The 18001-nt window shown below is 61.2% G+C and carries 13 protein-coding genes and 3 pseudogenes; 5 read left to right on the forward strand and 11 right to left on the reverse strand.

Annotated elements, in window-relative coordinates:
* Positions 1 to 13: 13 nt before the first annotated feature.
* The 4 genes from M1D34_RS29450 to M1D34_RS29465 form a co-directional block, all read right to left on the reverse strand.
* Positions 14 to 409 carry a methyltransferase family protein gene (locus tag M1D34_RS29450; RefSeq protein ID WP_498784683.1) on the reverse strand — a complete coding sequence of 132 codons (396 nt, stop codon included), beginning with the start codon at positions 407 to 409 and terminating at the stop codon, positions 14 to 16.
* Positions 406 to 630, reverse strand: coding sequence for a hypothetical protein (locus M1D34_RS29455; RefSeq protein WP_498784685.1), 225 nt, complete (start codon positions 628 to 630; stop codon positions 406 to 408). Before M1D34_RS29455 ends, M1D34_RS29450 begins: the two co-directional genes overlap by 4 nt.
* A 151-nt stretch (positions 631 to 781) precedes the next feature.
* Positions 782 to 3883, reverse strand: coding sequence for an efflux RND transporter permease subunit (locus tag M1D34_RS29460; RefSeq protein ID WP_498784687.1), 3102 nt, complete (start codon positions 3881 to 3883; stop codon positions 782 to 784).
* Entirely contained in the window at positions 3880 to 5112 is a 1233-nt protein-coding gene (locus M1D34_RS29465; protein ID WP_498784689.1) for an efflux RND transporter periplasmic adaptor subunit, read from the reverse strand. Before M1D34_RS29465 ends, M1D34_RS29460 begins: the two co-directional genes overlap by 4 nt.
* A 504-nt stretch (positions 5113 to 5616) precedes the next feature.
* Here M1D34_RS29465 and M1D34_RS29470 point away from each other — a divergent pair.
* A pseudogene (locus M1D34_RS29470) lies at positions 5617 to 5969 on the forward strand (winged helix-turn-helix domain-containing protein); the annotation flags it as partial.
* 96 nt (positions 5970 to 6065) lie between these two features.
* Here M1D34_RS29470 and M1D34_RS29475 read toward each other — a convergent pair.
* From M1D34_RS29475 to M1D34_RS29485, 3 genes are read right to left on the reverse strand one after another with little or no spacing between them, the layout of a single operon-like run.
* Positions 6066 to 6449 carry a YybH family protein gene (locus M1D34_RS29475; protein ID WP_498784691.1) on the reverse strand — a complete coding sequence of 128 codons (384 nt, stop codon included), beginning with the start codon at positions 6447 to 6449 and terminating at the stop codon, positions 6066 to 6068.
* A 15-nt stretch (positions 6450 to 6464) separates the two neighbouring features.
* Positions 6465 to 8102: an ATP-binding protein gene (locus tag M1D34_RS29480; protein ID WP_498784693.1), complete on the reverse strand. Its 1638-nt coding sequence runs from the start codon at positions 8100 to 8102 to the stop codon at positions 6465 to 6467.
* A gap of 18 nt (positions 8103 to 8120) precedes the next feature.
* Complete coding sequence (locus tag M1D34_RS29485; protein ID WP_498784695.1) at positions 8121 to 9902, reverse strand: adenylate/guanylate cyclase domain-containing protein; 1782 nt, start codon at positions 9900 to 9902, stop codon at positions 8121 to 8123.
* A 729-nt stretch (positions 9903 to 10631) separates the two neighbouring features.
* Here M1D34_RS29485 and M1D34_RS29490 point away from each other — a divergent pair.
* Together M1D34_RS29490 and M1D34_RS29495 are read left to right on the forward strand one after the other, a co-directional pair.
* Positions 10632 to 11134 (forward strand): annotated as a pseudogene (locus tag M1D34_RS29490) (LysE family translocator); the annotation flags it as partial.
* 216 nt (positions 11135 to 11350) lie between these two features.
* Positions 11351 to 11734, forward strand: coding sequence for a hypothetical protein (locus M1D34_RS29495; protein ID WP_498784697.1), 384 nt, complete (start codon positions 11351 to 11353; stop codon positions 11732 to 11734).
* A 403-nt stretch (positions 11735 to 12137) separates the two neighbouring features.
* Here the strand turns inward: M1D34_RS29495 and M1D34_RS29500 are convergent, their stop codons facing one another.
* Together M1D34_RS29500 and M1D34_RS29505 are read right to left on the reverse strand one after the other, a co-directional pair.
* Positions 12138 to 12293, reverse strand: a complete 156-nt coding sequence (locus tag M1D34_RS29500; RefSeq protein WP_498784699.1) for a YjiS-like domain-containing protein — start codon at positions 12291 to 12293, stop codon at positions 12138 to 12140.
* 36 nt (positions 12294 to 12329) lie between these two features.
* Positions 12330 to 13400: a class I SAM-dependent methyltransferase gene (locus tag M1D34_RS29505; protein WP_498784701.1), complete on the reverse strand. Its 1071-nt coding sequence runs from the start codon at positions 13398 to 13400 to the stop codon at positions 12330 to 12332.
* A gap of 150 nt (positions 13401 to 13550) precedes the next feature.
* On the opposite strand from M1D34_RS29505, the gene M1D34_RS29510 reads away from it, so the two are divergent.
* Positions 13551 to 14582, forward strand: coding sequence for a GlxA family transcriptional regulator (locus M1D34_RS29510; protein ID WP_498784703.1), 1032 nt, complete (start codon positions 13551 to 13553; stop codon positions 14580 to 14582).
* 991 nt (positions 14583 to 15573) lie between these two features.
* Positions 15574 to 15819: an Abi family protein gene (locus M1D34_RS29515; protein WP_498784705.1), complete on the forward strand. Its 246-nt coding sequence runs from the start codon at positions 15574 to 15576 to the stop codon at positions 15817 to 15819.
* On the opposite strand, the pseudogene M1D34_RS29520 reads toward M1D34_RS29515, so the two are convergent.
* Both M1D34_RS29520 and M1D34_RS29525 read right to left on the reverse strand, forming a co-directional pair.
* Positions 15759 to 16895 (reverse strand): annotated as a pseudogene (locus tag M1D34_RS29520) (aldehyde dehydrogenase family protein); the annotation flags it as partial. The gene M1D34_RS29515 and the pseudogene M1D34_RS29520 sit on opposite strands and share 61 nt — an antisense overlap.
* Before the next feature lie 45 nt (positions 16896 to 16940).
* Positions 16941 to 17999, reverse strand: a complete 1059-nt coding sequence (locus M1D34_RS29525; protein ID WP_498784707.1) for an Ldh family oxidoreductase — start codon at positions 17997 to 17999, stop codon at positions 16941 to 16943.
* Between the last annotated feature and the right edge of the window lie 2 nt (positions 18000 to 18001).

Raw genomic sequence — 18001 nt, forward strand, 5'->3', positions numbered from 1 at the left:
GTTGCGTGTGGCCTCAGACTGGCAGGGTCCAGACCACCGGGAGAAGGCCTGCCGACTGAGCGAGCTTGATGATCTCGATCGCAGCCCAGGCGGCCAGGAAGACGACGGCGTCCCGCAGGCTCCTCACCGCGCTCGACGAACGAAGCGGAAGGTCGTCGCATTCCCGCCAGAGCGACAGGTCCGGCCAGAGACGCGGCACGGAGTTGCTGTAGTCATCGAAATCCTTGCCGTAGCGGCTGCGCAGATAGGTCTCCTCGCCGCGCATCGCCATGTTGAAGGCCAGATATGCCGCCAGCACGAGGACAGTCATCGACAGTAGGCTACCGCTCTGCGCGCCGACGCCGGCAATACCGATCAGGCTGAAAAGATACAGCGGATTGCGGCTGATCGAATAGGGACCATCAGTCACGAGTTCGGAGTTCTTGCGACCGCCGATATAGAACAGCGACCAGGCGCGGCCGCAATCGCCACGACGACCGCCAGCGTGCCCAGAATCTCGAAAACGACGCTGGCCAGGGGAGCGACCGGCGGCGCGGCGGTGACGGCAAGCAGGCCGAAGCCGAGCCCGCCGAGCGCCCGAAGCGCGTTGATGCGGTAGAGCTGCAAGAAGGGGATTTGGGCGTGGTTCATGATCGTCGAAGCCTCTGAGAGAAAAACTCCCTGGCGTTTTGGCAAAACCGCGGCGGCGCCGGCTTAACGATATGTTGTGTTCTATTACGAGCTGCAGCGAGATGTGACGGGGCCGGCCGAAGGACGAGCCGGCCCCGCCTGTGCGTACCGTTCAGGGTTTCGGCGCGCTCTTGTCGGGACGTTCGAGACGCGCTTCAGCCGACTGGAGGAAAGGCTGGAGGACACGACCCAGGCGATCGCCGACGCCCGACAGGATGAGATGCAGCGAGGGGATGACGACCAGCGACAGGACGGTGGAGACGAGCAGCCCTCCGATCACGGCGATTGGCATTGGCGCGCGAAATTCTCCTCCATCGCCGGCGCCGAAGGCGGAGGGCAGCATCCCGCCGGCCATTGCGAGCGTTGTCATTACGATCGGGCGCGCCCGCTCCAGGCATGCCTCGACCATGGCGTCGCCGCGCAAAAGCCCGTCCGCCTCCCGCTCGATAGCGAAATCGACCAGCATGATGGCGTTCTTCGTCACAATGCCCATCAGCATCAGGATGCCGATCACCACGGGAAGCGATATCGCGTAGCCGCTCATGAGAAGCGCCGCCGCGACACCGCCGACCGACAACGGCAGCGAGGAGAGGATGGTCCAGGGCGACAGCGCGCTCTTGAACAAGAGGATCAGGACGATGAGGACGAGCATTATTCCGGCGCCCATGGCGACAGCGAAGCTTTCGAACACTTCACCCTCTGTATCCGAATCGCCGGTCGCCTGGATGTGCACCCCGTCGGGAAGGTTGTTGACGCTTTCGAGTTGCCAGAGCCGGTCGAGTCCTTGGCCGGAGGTGAGGTCGGCCGCCATGTCCGCGCCGATCTCGATACGGCGCTGGCGGTCGTAGCGGTCAATTGCGGCAACCGTCTCGTCGAAGCCGATCTCGGCGACGGCCGACAGCGGCACCTGCTTTCCGTCGATCGTCGGTACGTTCAGCGTCTCGAAGATCGGCAATTTACCGCGCGCTTCGCGATCGAGTACGACCCGGATCGGGATCTGTCGCGATCCCTCGACGAACTTGGCCAGTCGTGGATCCGCGTCGCCGATGGTCGAGATGCGCATCGTGCTGGCAACGGCCGCGGCCGAGACCCCGAGCGTCGCCGCCTTGTCGGAGAGGACCTTCATCCTCAGTTCCGGCCGCATGGCGGCATTGTCGCTTGCCGGACCGACGAAGCTGTCCTCCTCAGCCATCTCACGCAGGATCCGGTCAGTCGCCGCCTGCACGGCCTCGCCCTCGCTGCCCAGCACCGAGAAGGTCAAGTCACGCCCGCCGCGATCATTGAGGAAGCGCAGGCGGACGTCGGGAGTATCGGCCAGCGCCGTTTCCAGTTCGGCCTCGATGGCGAAGGACGAGCGGTCGCGCTCGCTCTTGTGGGTGAGTTCGATAGAGACGGTGGCGTAGCGCACATCCTGCTGGCCGCTCATGCTCGATCCTGCCCTCACCAGCACGCCTTCCACCTCGTCCCGTGTGCCGATCTCGGCCACGATCAAGTCCGTCACCCGACGGGTCTCGTCGAGCGTCGCGCCGGGCGGCAGTTCGACGGTCAGCATCAGCCGCCCGGTGTCTTCTTCCGGGAGAAAGGTCGTGGGTACCGACATCAGCGCCGTCATGGCAACCGCGAACAAGCTGAGGGCAGAGCCGAGCGTCACCCATTTCCAGCGCAGGCTCATTCGCAACAGGCGCTCGTACACCGTCGAAAACCGGCCCTTGTGCTCTTTTGCCGGCGGCGCACTCGCCATCACATAGGCGGCCATGATCGGCGTGATCAGCCTTGCCACGAGAAGCGAGAAGAAGACGGCGAGGGCCACCGTCAATCCGAACTCACGGAAATAGAGGCCGACCACACCGGTCATCAGACCGACAGGCGCGAAGACCGCGATGATCGTCGCCGAGATTGCGATCACCGCCAAGCCGATCTCGTCGGACGCATCGAGCGCGGCACGGTAGCCGGACTTGCCCATGTTGCGGTGGCGGACGACGTTCTCGATCTCGACAATCGCATCGTCGACGAGGATGCCGGTCACCAGCGTGATCGCCAGCAGGCTGAGAATGTTGAGCGAGAAGCCAAGAAGATCGATGGCGAAGAAGGTCGGGATGATCGAAAGCGGCAGGGCCACGGCCGCGACGAGAGTTGCGCGCCAGTCACGCAGGAAGAGAAAGACGACGACGATCGACAGGGCCGCGCCTTCGAGCAGCGTGTGCATCGCTGAGCGGTAGTTGCCCTCGGTGTAGGAGACATTGTCGTCTACGAGACCGAAGCGGAGGGCGGGATGGGCAATGCCGAGCTTTTCAACCGCACCGGATACAGCTTCTGCTACCGCGACATCGCTCGCCCCTTGCGAGCGGTAGACGGCAAAGCCGACGATATCGGATCCGTCCAGGGTCGCGAAGTCGCGTGGTTCGGCGAACGTATCGCGGACGCTTGCGACATCCGCGAGCCGCACGGAGTTCTCGCCCGATAGAGACAGGCGCTGTTCGGCCAGGTCGGTCACCGTGCGCGCTGCCGCAGCCGTGGTCAGGATCTGCTCGCTGCCTTCCATCTCGCTTCGACCGCCGGAACGGTCGAGCTGCGCCTGAATGATCGTTTCGTTCACCCTGCTGACCGAGAGCGAGAGCGCCTGCAGCCGGTCGGCGTCGAGTTCGATACGGATTTCGCGGTCGGCCCCGCCGATCCGCTGGACGCGACCGACGCCCAACAGGCCCTGCAGATCGCGGGTCACCACGTCGTCGACAAACCAGGAGAGTTCCGCCACGGTCATGTCCTGGCTCGACACCGCATAGGTGACGATGGATTGCGTCTCCTCCTCGATCCGTTCGATCATCGGCTCGTCGATCGTGCCGGGCAGATCGCCCCTGACCTTCGTGACCGCATCGCGAACCTCGGCCATCGCGCGGTCGGGCGAGATCACGCCGAGTTCAAATTCCACGGTCGTAACGGACCGGCCCTCGCCGATCGTCGACGACAGTTCCTTGATCGATGGCAGCGAGGCGATCGCGTTCTCGACCAGCCGCGTAACTTCTGTTTCGAGTTCGACCGGCGTCGCGCCGGACTGCTCGACCGTGACCTTCACGGCCGGGGTGATGATCGTCGGAAAATAGGTGATCGGCAGCCTCGCGAAACTGTAGAGGCCGACCACCGTCAGGACGACGAAAAGGAGGATGGACGGGAGCGGGTTGCGGATCGCCCAGGCCGAGACATTGCCGTTTATCACTGGATCGCTCCGGTTGTTTCGGACGTGGGAAGGGCGGCTTCGAGGTTGTTTGCGAAGGGCTGGCCGGAGGTGGCGATAACCGGGCGGACCTTCTCGCCAGCCTTCAGGAAGCTTGCGGATTTCAAGACCACCATCTCTCCGTCGCTGACGCCGGCGACAATCTCGACTAGCCCGTCCTGGCGCGCGCCGACGGTTACCCGGCGGACATCGACGACACCCTCCTTGACGACGAGAACGCTGCTTGCACCGGTGGCGGTCTTCACCGCGCTGCCAGGAAGGAGAATGTTGCGGCGCGCCGAGGCGTAGATGCTGCCGCGGGCGAAAGCGCCCGGCTTCAGCCCTGCGGTCTCGTCGAGTTCAATGTGCACTTCGCCGCTGCGGGTCGTCGGATCCAGCTCCGCCGCGTTCAGCCGCAGCGTGCCGCTGAGCGGGCGGTCATGCCCCGAAAGCGAGATTTCCGCCCGCATGCCCTCTTCAAGCTGCATGAAGCTAGTCTCAGTGACTTGAGCGACGAATTCGATTGCGGCGTTCTTAGCGATGACAAAGAGCGGACTGGCGGAGCTCGAAGTCATCGCGCCAACGCGCGCGCTTCTCCTTAAAACCAGCCCGGCATCCGGCGCCTTCACCGTACTGCGTTCGATCGTGAGCTCTATCTCGCGGCGCTCGCGGACGATCAGTTCCGCGTCGGCTTTGGCAAGCTGAAGCGACTGCCGTGCGAGACCCAGTTCCGCCAGTGCGCGGGCATGGGTGTTTTGGTGTTGGTCGAGAACTTGCTGCGACACGGCTCCCTTCGGCTGCAGCGTACGGCTGCGTTCCAGATTTTTGCGGGTTTCCGCCTCGGTCACCGCGGCTACCTCAAGCTTGCTGACCTCCACCTCGACGGCGGCGCGGGCGCGCAGGAGGCTTACTTCGTTCTTGCCGAGCAGCATCACCGCTTCGGTCGTGTCGAGAACCGCAAGCGGCTGGCCCTTTTCAACCCTTTGGCCAATCTCGACCAGGATATGCTCGATCGCCCGTGCTTGAATAAAGGGGTGAACCTCGATTTCCTCCCGCGCGATCAGCGAGCCGACGACGGGCTCCCTTTCGATGACGTCATCCTGACGGGCGACTACGACGGTGACGGGCATCTGCTCGTCCGACTGTGCGACCGGGACGAAAGTAAGCCAGAGCGACAGCGCACCGATGACCGGACGCAGGCTGGAAAAGAGTGATCGGGATGTCCCGCCCATGAATACGACCTTCAGTTTGATCCACCGGCATATGCGCCGTCGGATGATCCTGATCAGATGATAGCGATCTGGCGGTTGGCAGGTATGTCATGGCGTTAAGAAACGTTGCGGCTGTTAGGCGGCTCAAGTGCAGTGATAGCATCGGTGGGGTTGGCGACGGGCCCACCTTGACAGGGTTCGCACCAATCACTGGTATCTGTGGAATGTAGAAGGCGCTCGGCGACAGGACGTGGTAGCAACGCAGCCGGACTGATCGCCATGGCTGCTGCCATCATCCAGTATGGTCAATTGCAAATCCGCGGGCTCAAACAGGACTTACGGCCATCCTCGCCACCCCTTGTTGCTGCCAAGCCGTGCGGTCTTGCTCAGCCTGTCATCCGGGTGACCACGAAACGAGGCCCGTGCTTCGCAGCCGGCTTCTCGGCTGGCGCATCACCTTTCTGCTGTGCGGATTTTAAGCTTGTCGCAGCCCTCCGACAGCGGAGCTCCATGGATTTTATTTTGTCGCGTATTGCACGATTTTTCGACGACGACCGGGAACCTATTGTCAGGGAATCAGAGCGGACCGGATCGGTCCTCCAGATTCATGAGATCATGCGCACGAGCCCCTATTTGACCGCAGCTTCCGCGGCTAAACGAAGCGGCCTTACAGTCCCGACAGTGAACGCAGCGCTGGGCCAACTACAGAAACTTGGCATGGTCGAAGAAGCCACCGGGGGGGACGCCGTGGTCGGGTGTTCGTTTATCGCGCATACATGGACCTTCTCAGCGAAGGCGCGGGCGATCGGAAGCCGGCGACATGCCGCCCAGTACGGATGTCAGCTCTTATCCTTCGCCTTGGAAGGAATCGAACGTGACACCTCCGAGAAAGTAGCGGGCGTCTATTGCCCGGGGTTGAATTGAGCGACAGGGTTGCCGGCGGCCGCAGAGGAACGGATTGCCAAGACGCAAGCTCAATTCCAAATATGGAGGCAAGGCTTCCAAGATCCATGGCCTTGGCGTCGGAAAATCATAACGACAGTACCCTCGTAGCTCTGAGCGTCACCGCTTTCGCCTGGAGCATTTGCCGACCATTTGCCTATTGCATAGCCAATGTCGCCGATTGATTGGGCATCAATCATCTCGATCCTATGGTCCTGCACTCCGGCCGAGATCAATCCACGCCAGAAGTCTCTGATTTCGCTCCCTCCCCTGACGATTGCGTGAGTAGACGGCAACACGATCGCGTCGGCCGCATATAAAGCAGCAACAGCGTCAGCATCGCCGCTGTTGAAGGCTGAATTCCACCTATCGTTTGCCCTCTGAATTTCGTCGCGGATATCTTCGGACGATGACATGGCGTCCTCCCTGGCTTAGCTTCTCGATCGATTGGCTGCCGGAAGACCTTCAGCCGTTGCCGCGAGCCTCTGTGCGGCTTGCAAGTCTGGCAACGTCAGGCCTTCAGTGAACTCGGAATAAATCAGAGCGAGCTGCTCGCGGGCGCCTGAAGGGGGACAGGCAGCTTGAGCGAGACTCAGCGCAGCACGCAGTTCCCAGAAACGCGCGCCCTGAGCACGAGCCGTTGCCAGTGCGTCCAAGAGGCGATGCTCGGGTTGTTGGGCTTTGTCCTTCCCAAGTTGCAGCAGCACTTCCCCGTCCAGTCGAAGTATTTCGGCTGCAAACCATCGCTCTTTGGTGCGTTCCACCCCTGCCTGCGCTGCTTCGAGCAGAACAAGTGCAGCACCGGGGTCGCTCGCTCTCATTTCGATCTGCGCTTGAAGAGCGACGAAATAAGGAACCATGAATTCTGCGCCAGTTTCGCGCCATTCACTAAGGCCCCGTCGAAGTTCGACGCGTCCACGATCGAAATCGCCGGCCTCCGCGATTGTCCAAGCGTTCAACATTGTGGCACCTGCAAGCCAGAAGCGAAATCCAGCTTCGCTGGCAATGCGAGTCAATTCTGCGCACCGCTCTTGGACACCTTCGTGGTCACCGAGGATCTGGCGGATAACCCCGCCAAAGAATAATGGCAAAGCCAGGCTATTGCGATGACCTGCACGATGGGCTTCAGCAACCGCTTCGTCGTTTGCGGCCAAAGCCTGATCTGGGAAGCCGAGTGGCAGCAACGTGCGGGCGAGATAATCCAGACACACCACACGCGGATCGAAGGCGTAGACAAACGCCGGGGACCGGTGCTCTCGAGGATCGTAGAGGGCGAGTGCCTCTTCCAGATGTGCCCGGGCGCGCAAGAACTCGCCGGCAGGGAACGCGCTGACGCCCGCCGCCCGGTGAGCAAAGAAGGAAAGTCCACTATCGTTGCTCTCTTTCGCCAACTCTAGCAGGCGGTCAGCTGCGCTGCGTGCTTCCACCAATTCGGCAGCATAGAGGTGGTAGAGGCACAGACCGTAAAGCACCGGAAAAAGTAGACGCGTCTCGCCCAGCTCTTCACAAAGTGTGCGCGCGCGACCATAGGCGTCTGCTGTTGGTGGCGCGGCAAAGCCATGCGCAGCAACATGCGTGCTGCCGAGCGCCAACTGGATTGAAAGTTCTCGGCGCGAACGCTCTTCGGACGGGGGCATCGCCGAAAGAACGCCCAAAGCGGTGTCGAATCGGGCAAGCGCCTCTCTCAACACGGAGCGTGAAAGCGCTCGGCGGCCCGCGAGTTCGTTGTACTCGACAGCTCTTTCCATAAGGCCAGCTTGGCTAAAGTGGTGCGCGAGCAGCTCGGGCTCTGTGGCCACAATCTCAGGGAAGCGCTCCTCGAGGATTAAGGCGATCCGAGCATGCAACTGCTGACGACGGCTGTGCAGCAGACTGCTGTATGCGGCATCCTGGACAAGCGCATGTTTGAAGGCATAGCTTGCTTGACTGCCACTGCCACGCCGGAAAACAAGGCCCGCCGTCACTAACTGGCTCGTTGCGCGCTCAAGCTCCAATTCAGGAAGGCCCGTAGCCGCCGCAAGCAGTTCGTGCGTGAATTCGCGTCCGATCACCGCCCCGACCTGCGCCACGTCCCTCACGGAATCCAATCAATCGAGGCGGGCCATCAGTGAGTCGTGCAGCGTCGCGGGTACCGCTAGTGGAGGCAGCGGGCCAGCCAAAACCAGCTGTCCATCGCGCATTTGAAGCATGCCCGATTCCAGTACGACCTTGGTCAATTCTTCCACAAACAGCGGAACACCCTCGGTCTTCGAGAGAACCTGGTCAAGCACTGCGGTCGGCAGCTGCTTGCCCCCGGTCATCGCTGCAATCATAGAGGCCGCCTGAGCACGGCTGAGCCGGTTGAGCGTCAAAAATGTCGCGTGCGGGAGACCGCTCCATCGTGGCGCGCCTTCCGGTCGCGAAGTTGCAACCAGCAGTACCGGTAGATCCTGAATCCGAACAGCAATTTGGTCAAATAGTTCGGCCGATGTCGGATCTAGAAAATGCGCGTCCTCAAGGAGCATCAGCACCGGCTGCTTGCGGGCAAGCGCCTCTAGTTGTTCGATCAGAACCTCGAACGTGCGCGTCTTCTGCTTTTGCGCCATAAGGTCGACCTTGGGATAGCGCCCCTCGGTCGGGATGGACAGCAATGCCGCGATTAGCGGTATCGCGTCGTTTGGGTGCTCGGTCAAGCCGACGAGAAGTTGCTCGAGCAAGTCAAGCTGGCGCTCAGGCGGGTCGGTCCGCTTTATGTCCCCAGCTCGGAGTAACTGTTCCGTGACGGGATAGAGGGCGCTTTCTGCGTGATAGGGCGAGCAGTAATACCGAAGTCGCGTGTGCGCTTCGTCTTTCAGGTGCTCCCGAAGCTCCTGCAGAATACGGGACTTGCCAATGCCAGGCTCGCCGAAGAGTTCGACTACTTGTCCTTCACCAGATGCGGCGAGCCGCCATCGATCGAGCAGCAAGGCGACATCGTGTTCCCGACCGGCAAGCGGCGCTGATTCGTCTGCATGAAGTGCTTCGAACCGACTCTCTGCGCCACCCTCTCCAATCACTTTGAATGCGCTGACGGGGGTGTCGAACCCTGCTAGTTTCTGTGGCCGAATCCTGGTTACCTCGAACAGGTTTCCGACAAGTCGATAGGTAAGCTCGGAGATGACGACCGTTCCCGGTTCGGCTACTGCTTGGAGCCTGGCGGCAAGATTAGGGGTCTCTCCCACGACCGCGTTCTCCTGCGCTGACCCGACGCCTATGAGGTCCCCAACGACCACCACCCCCGTCGCGATGCCGACACGAACCGAGAGTTTCTGATCGCCCTTGATCGACAGCCCATTGACGGCACCCACTACCGCAAGCGCCGCCCGGACGGCGCGTTCGGCTTCGTCTTCGTGCGCTTGCGGCCATCCGAAATACGCCAGCGCGCCGTCGCCCATGAACTTTGCGACGTGCCCCGCGAAGCGAAGGACTTCGCCAGCCGTGGTATTCTGGAACTGCCTGAGGACATCGCGCATGTCCTCAGGGTCAAGCCGCGTCGCGAGAGCGGTAGACCCGACAAGATCCACAAACATGACCGTCAATTGACGCCGTTCCGCCTCGCGGGGGCGTCCGGTTTCGCCGGGCTGCTCAAGCGACCGCGACATCGAAATTGCTGGGGCCGTCGCTTCTGCCTTTCCCGACACAGTCCCCGGCTGGTCCTCCAACCCGGCTATCGCCTCGAGGATTCGCTTGCGGTGGCCAAGCGCGCCCACCCCGATTTCCTTCAAGTCATCAGCCGTGAGGCAGGGCAAGACGTCGGCATCAATAGCGTTGTCGTCGAAAACCGAGACATATTGCTCCAGGCCCAAGCTCTTGAGCCACGCTGCAATATTCACATGGCCGCTCCTGGCCATCGACCCCCCTCCTCCGGCGGCAAAGAAGCTTATCACACCGATGTTCGAATAACACGCTCCTTCGGGCATCTACGGCTCTGCCGCGCATGGTAGAACCCACGTGAGGTGGCAGGTGGAACCGAAAATTTCGGATGGATCCGGGTCGGAATGCCTGCCCCGAAGACGAAAGCGCCCGAGGGGCCCTCTGCCTGCCATAACTATGCTCACGTCGGGCAATCCATAAGGCCAGGGGCCCCAAACACGTCAGGCCAATGAATACAGGACTGGCTGCAATCTTTCGCCGGGCTTAGGTTCCGGCCGATGCTTTATGCGATCTTCTTAGCCCAAAACATGAACATCCTGGCAATAAGGTGCACAGGGCTGATGGAGAACGGCTCCCCACTGCCCTTAGCTGCCGCTCGCCTACAGAGGTGGGCATATATCCGGTGTTTGCTGAAAGTGGCGCGCCTTCTCCATCAATTGAAAGATTGAGAGCCATCGTGTAGGTTGCGGGGCATGATCAAAGCCGCGCTCACTGGTGCATTTTACTATGCGACGTTCCGATAGGAGCGGCGCGTTTCGATCATGTGTTGAAACAAGCCGCCGTCCAGGCGGCTTTGTTGTTTCGGCGGGTCTCCTGACGGCAAAAACAGGAGAATGCTTATGCAGGTTTCTGAAGCTACCGATCATTTTCAGCCGCGCTCGGCGGTGCTCCGAACGCTGATTGAGCGTGGCTATGTCAGGCAGATGGCGGCGTGCGGAATTCACGTGGGGGCTATGTTCACGTCATCGCAGCGGCCGTGGGCCTATCCGTTCTCTTTCATGCCGTGCCGGTGCTCTACATGACGGTAAAACTCGCAGGTGCGGGTTATCTGATATGGCTTGGTTTCGCGTTGCTCCGCGCCAAGCCCACAGGGGACCGAGTCGCACCAAGCTTTCAGCCGACATCCGGCAGGCGTGCCCTCCTCGACAGCATCGCCATCGAAATGCTTAATGCGAAGACCGCGATTTTCTTCCTGGCGTTCTTGCCTCAGTTCGGCGATCCGGCAGCATTTCCGATTTGGCTGCAGTTCCTCATTCTCGGCACGATCGTGAATGCGATGTTTTCGTTGGCCGACATCGTGGGTGTCGTGCTGGCCGGCGCAGTCATTGCGAGATTGAAGCACTCCAGTCGTGCACAGTGTCTGATGCAGCGTGCAGGCGGTACGGTGCTCATCGGCCTCGGCCTCCATGTCGCTTTTCAAAAGAGCTGAGGCGTTGGCCCCGCAACAACGCCGCGAACCGAGCTCTTGGTTCCCGATGATACACTGGCGATCTCTCGAGCACAGTGCGAGAACTTTCAGTCGCTGCGATGATGTCCGCGGCGCGGACAACGATCATAGAGAATTCCAACTTCTCAACGTGAGACGATCTGCCGATCAGCCGGAACACGTGCGCAGGCACACCGGAGGGTAATTGTCGAGGATTCCGTGGCCGTCCCTTTCCATGAGTTCGTCGCCGCCGCCACTGCGACAACGAATGCGCACCGGATCGAACGTGATCTGACCATAGATCCACGTTTGGCAGCGAAATTTCGGAAATGGCGTGATGTTGGCACACGCTCGAATCGAAGCGTTCATGTAAGTCTTGCAAGGCGTCCTTTAGTTGCATATTCTGCCATTTTCAATTATGAGGCGAACATGAGACTGCAGTCCATCGTTATCGAAAAGATTTTGCCTGCCGAGGATCTGAACAAAATGAATACTTTTTTCAGCCTCGCCTATATGGATCCTGACTTCGATCGCGAATACTTCATGAAGGTGACGGTCGGGCGTCCGATACTACGGAGACATCTCCTTCAAGGAGCTGCGTGAGCGCGCACTCGAGAAACTGCAGCGCGTGCTTGGTATGGCAGTACCAACGCCCGAACACTTGCAAGCCCTGCTTCGCCAAGATCACTAGGGATCGCCACTGCCGTCCGGTTAGTCCACGCGACAGTTCCTTCGCGGTCGCCTCCACCCCATGAGAACCCGGCTGACCGGATTCTCATTTTTAATGCAAAACCTGGCGGAAACGGCCGCATTCTCATTTTTAGCTGCCTAGTGACAGGTAGTTTGAGGTGTGCCCTGCGGTTTTGTTCGAAGGAAAGGTTGGGCGCCTTCGCACGGCGTTCATTTTGCCACGAGGGAACCGCTCGGCTCTTGGTCGGGCGGCATTCGGCCGATGAGCTTGTCGGGCCGCGGACCGCCCTTAACGGGCGAACGGTGCCGTCTCGGCCTAATAGAGGTCCCAAACATCGGCTCGCTTCAGGCCGATGTCCTCGAGCTGCGCATCCGAAAGGTGCTGAAGCATTTTGGCGTTGCGCCGTGTCTGACGTTTGGTACGCATCGCCGCGACTGCGGCCAGCACCACATTTGCGAATGACTTTCTCATTGGTCGTCTCGCGGTCGATCGACGGGATGCGGCGCTTCAACGCCGCACCTCGAAGATGAGATTGAATGGGGTTTCCGCGGCACGGCGGAAGTGCGTGAAGCCCGCCCTGCGGAACACTTCGGCCAGGCGCGCTGGTCCCGCCTGGGCCCCGAGTACCATGTTGCCGCCCTCGGAAATCGCGTGAGCGCAGCAGATCATGGTCGAGGCCGAGTAGTAGAGCTGCGCCACCGGCGAGAGGTTGTCCTTGACGTGGTCACGGGCGAAAGGCTCGACAAGCAGCACCGTGCCGCCAGGCGCCAGTACGCTGGCCGCATGGCGGGCGGCGGCGACGGGATCGCCCAGATCATGAAGGATATCGAAAAAGCAGATCAGGCCGTACTCGCCGTCCGGATAATCGTCAGCCCTTGCAAGCGCGAATTCGATCCGGTCCATCAGGCCCGCCGCCGCAGCATTGCGCCGCGCTTCGTCAAGCGATGCGGGATGGGTATCGAAGCCGTGGAAGCGCGAGTTCGGGAACGCTTCGGCCATAAGCTGTGTCGAGTGGCCATGGCCACAGCCGACATCGGCGACCGCTATGCCCGTCTCGAGCTGCTCAACGACGCCTTCCAGTGCCGGCAGCCATTGCGGCACCAGGCTGGCGCGATAGCCGTTGCGGTAGAAAGCGGCCGAGCCACAGGCGAGCCGCCCGTCATGCTCGCCCCATGCGACACCTTTGCCGGTGCGAAATGCGTTCAAGGCCTTCGCCTCGTCGAACCACATCGACGCCGGCACGTTCCATGCGTGCGGAATATAGACGGGGCTGTTCTCGTCTGCCAGCACCATCGCCTGCTCCGGTAGGAGTTCATAGGTGTTGCTCAGACCGTGATAGGTGATGTAGCCACCGGCCGCCTGGGCGTTCAGCCATTCGGCAACGTAGCGTTCGGCGCAGTCTGCCCGCGTGGCGATTTCCTTCGCACTCAGCGGGCCGGCCCCGGCCATTGTTCGATAGAGGCCAAGCTTGCTGCCCAGGCTGACCATCACCCCGGTATAACCGGCCGTCAGGTCGCCGATTGCCCGTGTGGCGAATGCTTCGAGCCTCGCCTCGTCGATCTTCGGTGTATCCCGCATCGCACTCTTCCTTCCAATGCTTGGGTTGTGTTCAAAAGCAGCTGTGGTGTAAGTCTTTCAGCAGGCTGCGCGACAGAGCCGCTATCGCCCCCAATCGGTCCATTCGTGCCATATCGGGCGCTTTCTCGTGGCGTGGCACGAAAGGTCACAATGATCGAACAGGCGAACCTGAACGGATCGGCACCGTTGCGTGTCTGCCTCGTCGCATTGCCGGACGCGGTGATCTCCACGCTGGCAGGGATCTACGACGTCATGAATGGGGTTTCGATGCTGGGGATTGCCAGACCCGGTGCAGAGCATCCCTTCCAGGTAGAGATTGTCGGAGAGGAGGCAGGCGCGCTCCGGCTGGCCAGCGGCGTCCCCATCGACGTGCAACGTTCGATCGACGATGTCGCAGCGTGCGACATCCTTATCGTCCCATCTGTCCTGCTGAAACCAGGTGGATGGCAAACGGGTCGCTACCCGCGGCTCGTGGACTGGGTCAAGCGCATGCACGATGGCGGCGCGCGGCTCTGCTCCGCCTGTTCAGGGGTCTTCCTTCTGGCCGAAACGGGGCTGTTTGACGGCAGGGACGCCACCGTGCATTTCGGTTATGCGAATGAGTTCGCAACTCGCTACCCCGCAGTGCCGATCCATCCCGAACGTGTTCTGGTAATCTCCGGGGTGCGCCAAGACCTGATCAGTTCAGGCGCTTCGAATACATGGCACGACATGGTGCTCTATCTGATCGCCCATCACGTCGGCGCCACCGTCGCGCAGGAAGTCGCGCGAATGTTCGCGCTGCAATGGCATCAGGACGGACTTGCCCCTTATATAATATTCGAGGGCAGGAGCAACCACGGCGACGCCGAGATCCAAAGCGCACAGGCGTGGCTGACGAACCACTTTTCGGTTGCCAATCCGGTCGACGAGATGATCAGACGGTCGAAACTCGCTGAACGCACCTTCAAGCGACGCTTTACTGCTGCGACCGGCCTTGCGCCGATAGCCTACGTGCAGCGCCTGCGCATTGAGGACGCCAAACGAAGACTGGAACGGACGAGCTCGCCCGTTGATGAGATCAGCTGGCGCGTTGGCTACGAGGACGCCGCGTTTTTCCGCCGGCTGTTCAAGCGTATCACCGGGATGACGCCGGGCGCCTACCGGCGAAGGTTCCAGATACCTGAGTTCGCGCGGGGGTAGATCGTTTGTTCGTCTTGCGCGGCAGTATGACCACTCAAAGCAGACCGGCAATTATTCTATGGCTTCCAAAGGTGATCTAGGGGGCAGCTGACGCCGTTCGTCAAACGCCTTCCGTTGTCTGAGATCAAGGCGGTGGCCCGGCCTTCGCCGATAGACTTGATCGGAATCGTTGCCCGCAAGAAATGCTATCGTCCGCCGCTTCCCTCCGAGTCGACCCCTCTGCGACATCCTTTAACGCGTTGATCGATAGCAAAAAGCCAGTCGCCATTGCGTATGTCCGTTAAAGAATGCATGCTGATAGCTTCAGCAGCCGGATCAAGGGCGCTGCTGCTTCGGGACCTTGGTGTCCTGGCCCCAACGAAAGGAGGACAGCATGTCTTCCGACCTCCAGCTTCATAGTACAGCACGTAATCTCGTCAGCGTCAGCGGGTTTGGATACGGCGAGAACGCTCGGCTTCGGCAGGCTCGTGAAGACGAGCCAGCGGCCGCACCACGCATCAAGTGGTTCAATTCAGCAGCACCGCGCGCGAGGCTCTGCTTTCTCCGAGTTGCAACGTTTCGTCCTTGCTGACTGGGCGCAGATCGGCGCCGTTCCGGGCGCTCAGGTCAAGTTCGCGGACAGCGGGCTCAGCCTTCGCAAGAAGCAGAAATAGCTCTGTTTGAGCAGAGACGCCGCCGGTGCGAGTGTTTCGTTAAGTCCCGGAACACCGATTTCAGTAAGTCGCGGACAGCAAATCCACTAAATCCCGGACAGTTACCGGGCGGATTTGATAAGCTAGTCTACTACGCTGGATTTTCATGGCTCAAGGCGCCGCAGTTCCGATCGATACGTTATGCGACTCTGGAGGCCCAGAAAAAGAGAGCATCTCGCGGCCATGCGGATCGCAGTGGAGCGGGGCACAACTGCACTCAACTTGCCTGGCGCGCCTACCCGCATCGGGCACCAGCCGCTGGAGCTCACAAGTTCAAGGATGGCACGTCGTTCGATGACGTGCTGGCGTTGTATGGATTCGATAGACGACTTCGACTGCATGTTATGGATGCTATCGAGCGCATCGAAGTCTCGCTGCGTGGAAGCTGGGCAGACCACCTTGCCATGAAGTATGGACCGCACGGCTACCTTGACCCTGTGCATTATGATCGTGCCGACTACTACGCCAAAGCGTTTGCCGGCCTTTCCTCGCGCGAGATGCGCATCTCGTTGGTCGCCTCGGTGAACAGCGCCGGCTGCAGATAGAAGCCGGGCGTGTCGCGCGAGATCACCTCGCCGCCGAAGGCGAGCTTGGCGCCTTCCTGTTTGCCGATGGCGATATAGTCGGTGTCCTGGTTGAGCTGGCTCTGATCGACCACCGGGCCGATATGGGTGCCGGCCTTCAGCGCGTCGTCGACGACGAGACCCTTGATCCGCTCGCCCATGGCGGCGACGAACCGGTCATGGATGCCCTCGGTGACGATGATCCGCGACGAGGCGGTGCAGCGCTGGCCGGTCGAGAAGAAGGCGGAGTTGACCGCCGCTTCGACGGCGACGGACAGATCGGCATCGTCGAGCACGACGAACGGGTTCTTGCCGCCCATTTCCAGCTGGTACTTGCGGTTGTGTTCGACCGAGGCGACGGCGACCCGTTTTCCGGTCGCGGTCGAGCCGGTGAAGGTGATCGCCTGGACGTCCGGGCTGTCGAGCATCGCCTGGCCGACGACCGATCCCTTGCCCATGACCAGGTTCAACACGCCCTTGGGCAGGCCCGCGCGGTGGAGAATATCGACGATCGCCCACGAACAGCCCGGAACCAGCTCGGCCGGCTTGAAGACAACGGTGTTGCCGTAGCAAAGCGCCGGGGCGATCTTCCAGGCGGGAATGGCGATCGGGAAATTCCAGGGCGTGATGATGCCGACGACGCCGGCCGGCTCGCGGGTGATCTCAACGCCGATCCCCGGCCGGACCGACGGGACGACTTCGCCCGCAAGACGCAGGGTCTCGCCGGCGAAGAATTCGAAAATCTGGCCGGCGCGGACCGTCTCGCCGATACCCTCGGCGAGCGTCTTGCCCTCTTCGCGCGAGAGAAGGCGTCCCAGCTCGTCCTTGCGGGCCAGGATCTCGTCGGCGGTCTTCTTCAGGATCGCATGGCGCTCGAGAATGCCGGAGCGCGACCACGCGGGAAAGGCGGCCTTTGCCGCCGCGATCGCGGCTTTCGCGTCTTCGGCGCTCGCACGTGCATATTCTCCGACGACATCATCGGTGTTCGACGGGTTGATGTTCGCAACGCCGTCTCCGCCGACCCATTCGCCGGCTATCAGGTTCTGGTGAAGTGTCATGGGCCTTCTCACGTGAGCATGGAATCGACCGGCGCCAGCATCCACTCAGGCGGAGACTGGTACGTCGGCAAAGGCGTCTATCTCCTGTGACGCCGCTAGAAGGGCAACGCGTTCGAACAGATCGTCCGCAATCTCAAGGCCACTGTGCGATTGCCGTCGCTTCTCGGACATGGCCCGCTCTCCGGGCAGCCGGATCCCCCGTGCCCCTTCTGCCAAGCGGCTAGCCTTGCAGCGCCGGACGAAGTCCGTGCTTTCAGCAAGGAACGCCTCGGCCCCCGAGAAGGCATTCGGGTCTATCAGTTGCAGGAAGACGCCCTGGGCGCCGCGTTGCTTCGGCGTCAGCCGGCCGTGGCCAGATAGCGCCAGTGCGAAGGCTTCCACCATGATGCCGAAGCCAAAACCCTTGTAGCCGAAGTCCTCGCCGCCAAGCGGCATGATCGTGCCCGGCGGATCTGCTGTCAGGGAATTGGGGTCATCGGTGGGGCGACCCTGGTTGTCGACGACCCAGCGGCCGGGAAGCGGCTTGTTCCTGTCCGCGGCCTGCACCTGCGCGTTGGAAACGAGGGAGGTGCATTGGTCGATAAGGATCGGATCGCCATGCGTCGGAATGGCCGCGGCGATTGGATTGGAGGTGAGCACCGGATCGCAGCCGCCGAAGGGCGCAACCGAAGCGACGCCGGGATCCGTCACCATCATCAGGCAAAGATAACCGCGCCGTGCCGGCTCCTCGAGATAGGCCTGTAGGCTGCCGATATGAGAGCAATTGGCGATGCTCGCCGTGACAACGGGTTCGCTCGCGACCTTGTCGTAGAGAGAGCGCATCGCCCGCCGCACCACATGGGCGCCAGGCAAACGGTGCGCCTGCCAGTTGAGCGTCGAGGCGGTCTCCCAGACAACCGTAATGTCACCGTCCTTGCGGATGAGGTCTTTCATCAACCGGTCCAGATAGGTGGGCAGCATGGCAAGGCCATGGGTCCTATGCCCCATGAGGTCGCTTTCGACCATGATGTGGCTCATATCTTCAGCGAAATCCTCCCTGAGACCGGTCGCCTTCAGAAGACGGACGATGTCGGCACGAACCGTTTCCACATTCACAATTTTCATCA

This window comes from Ensifer sp. D2-11 (genome assembly GCF_054161295.1).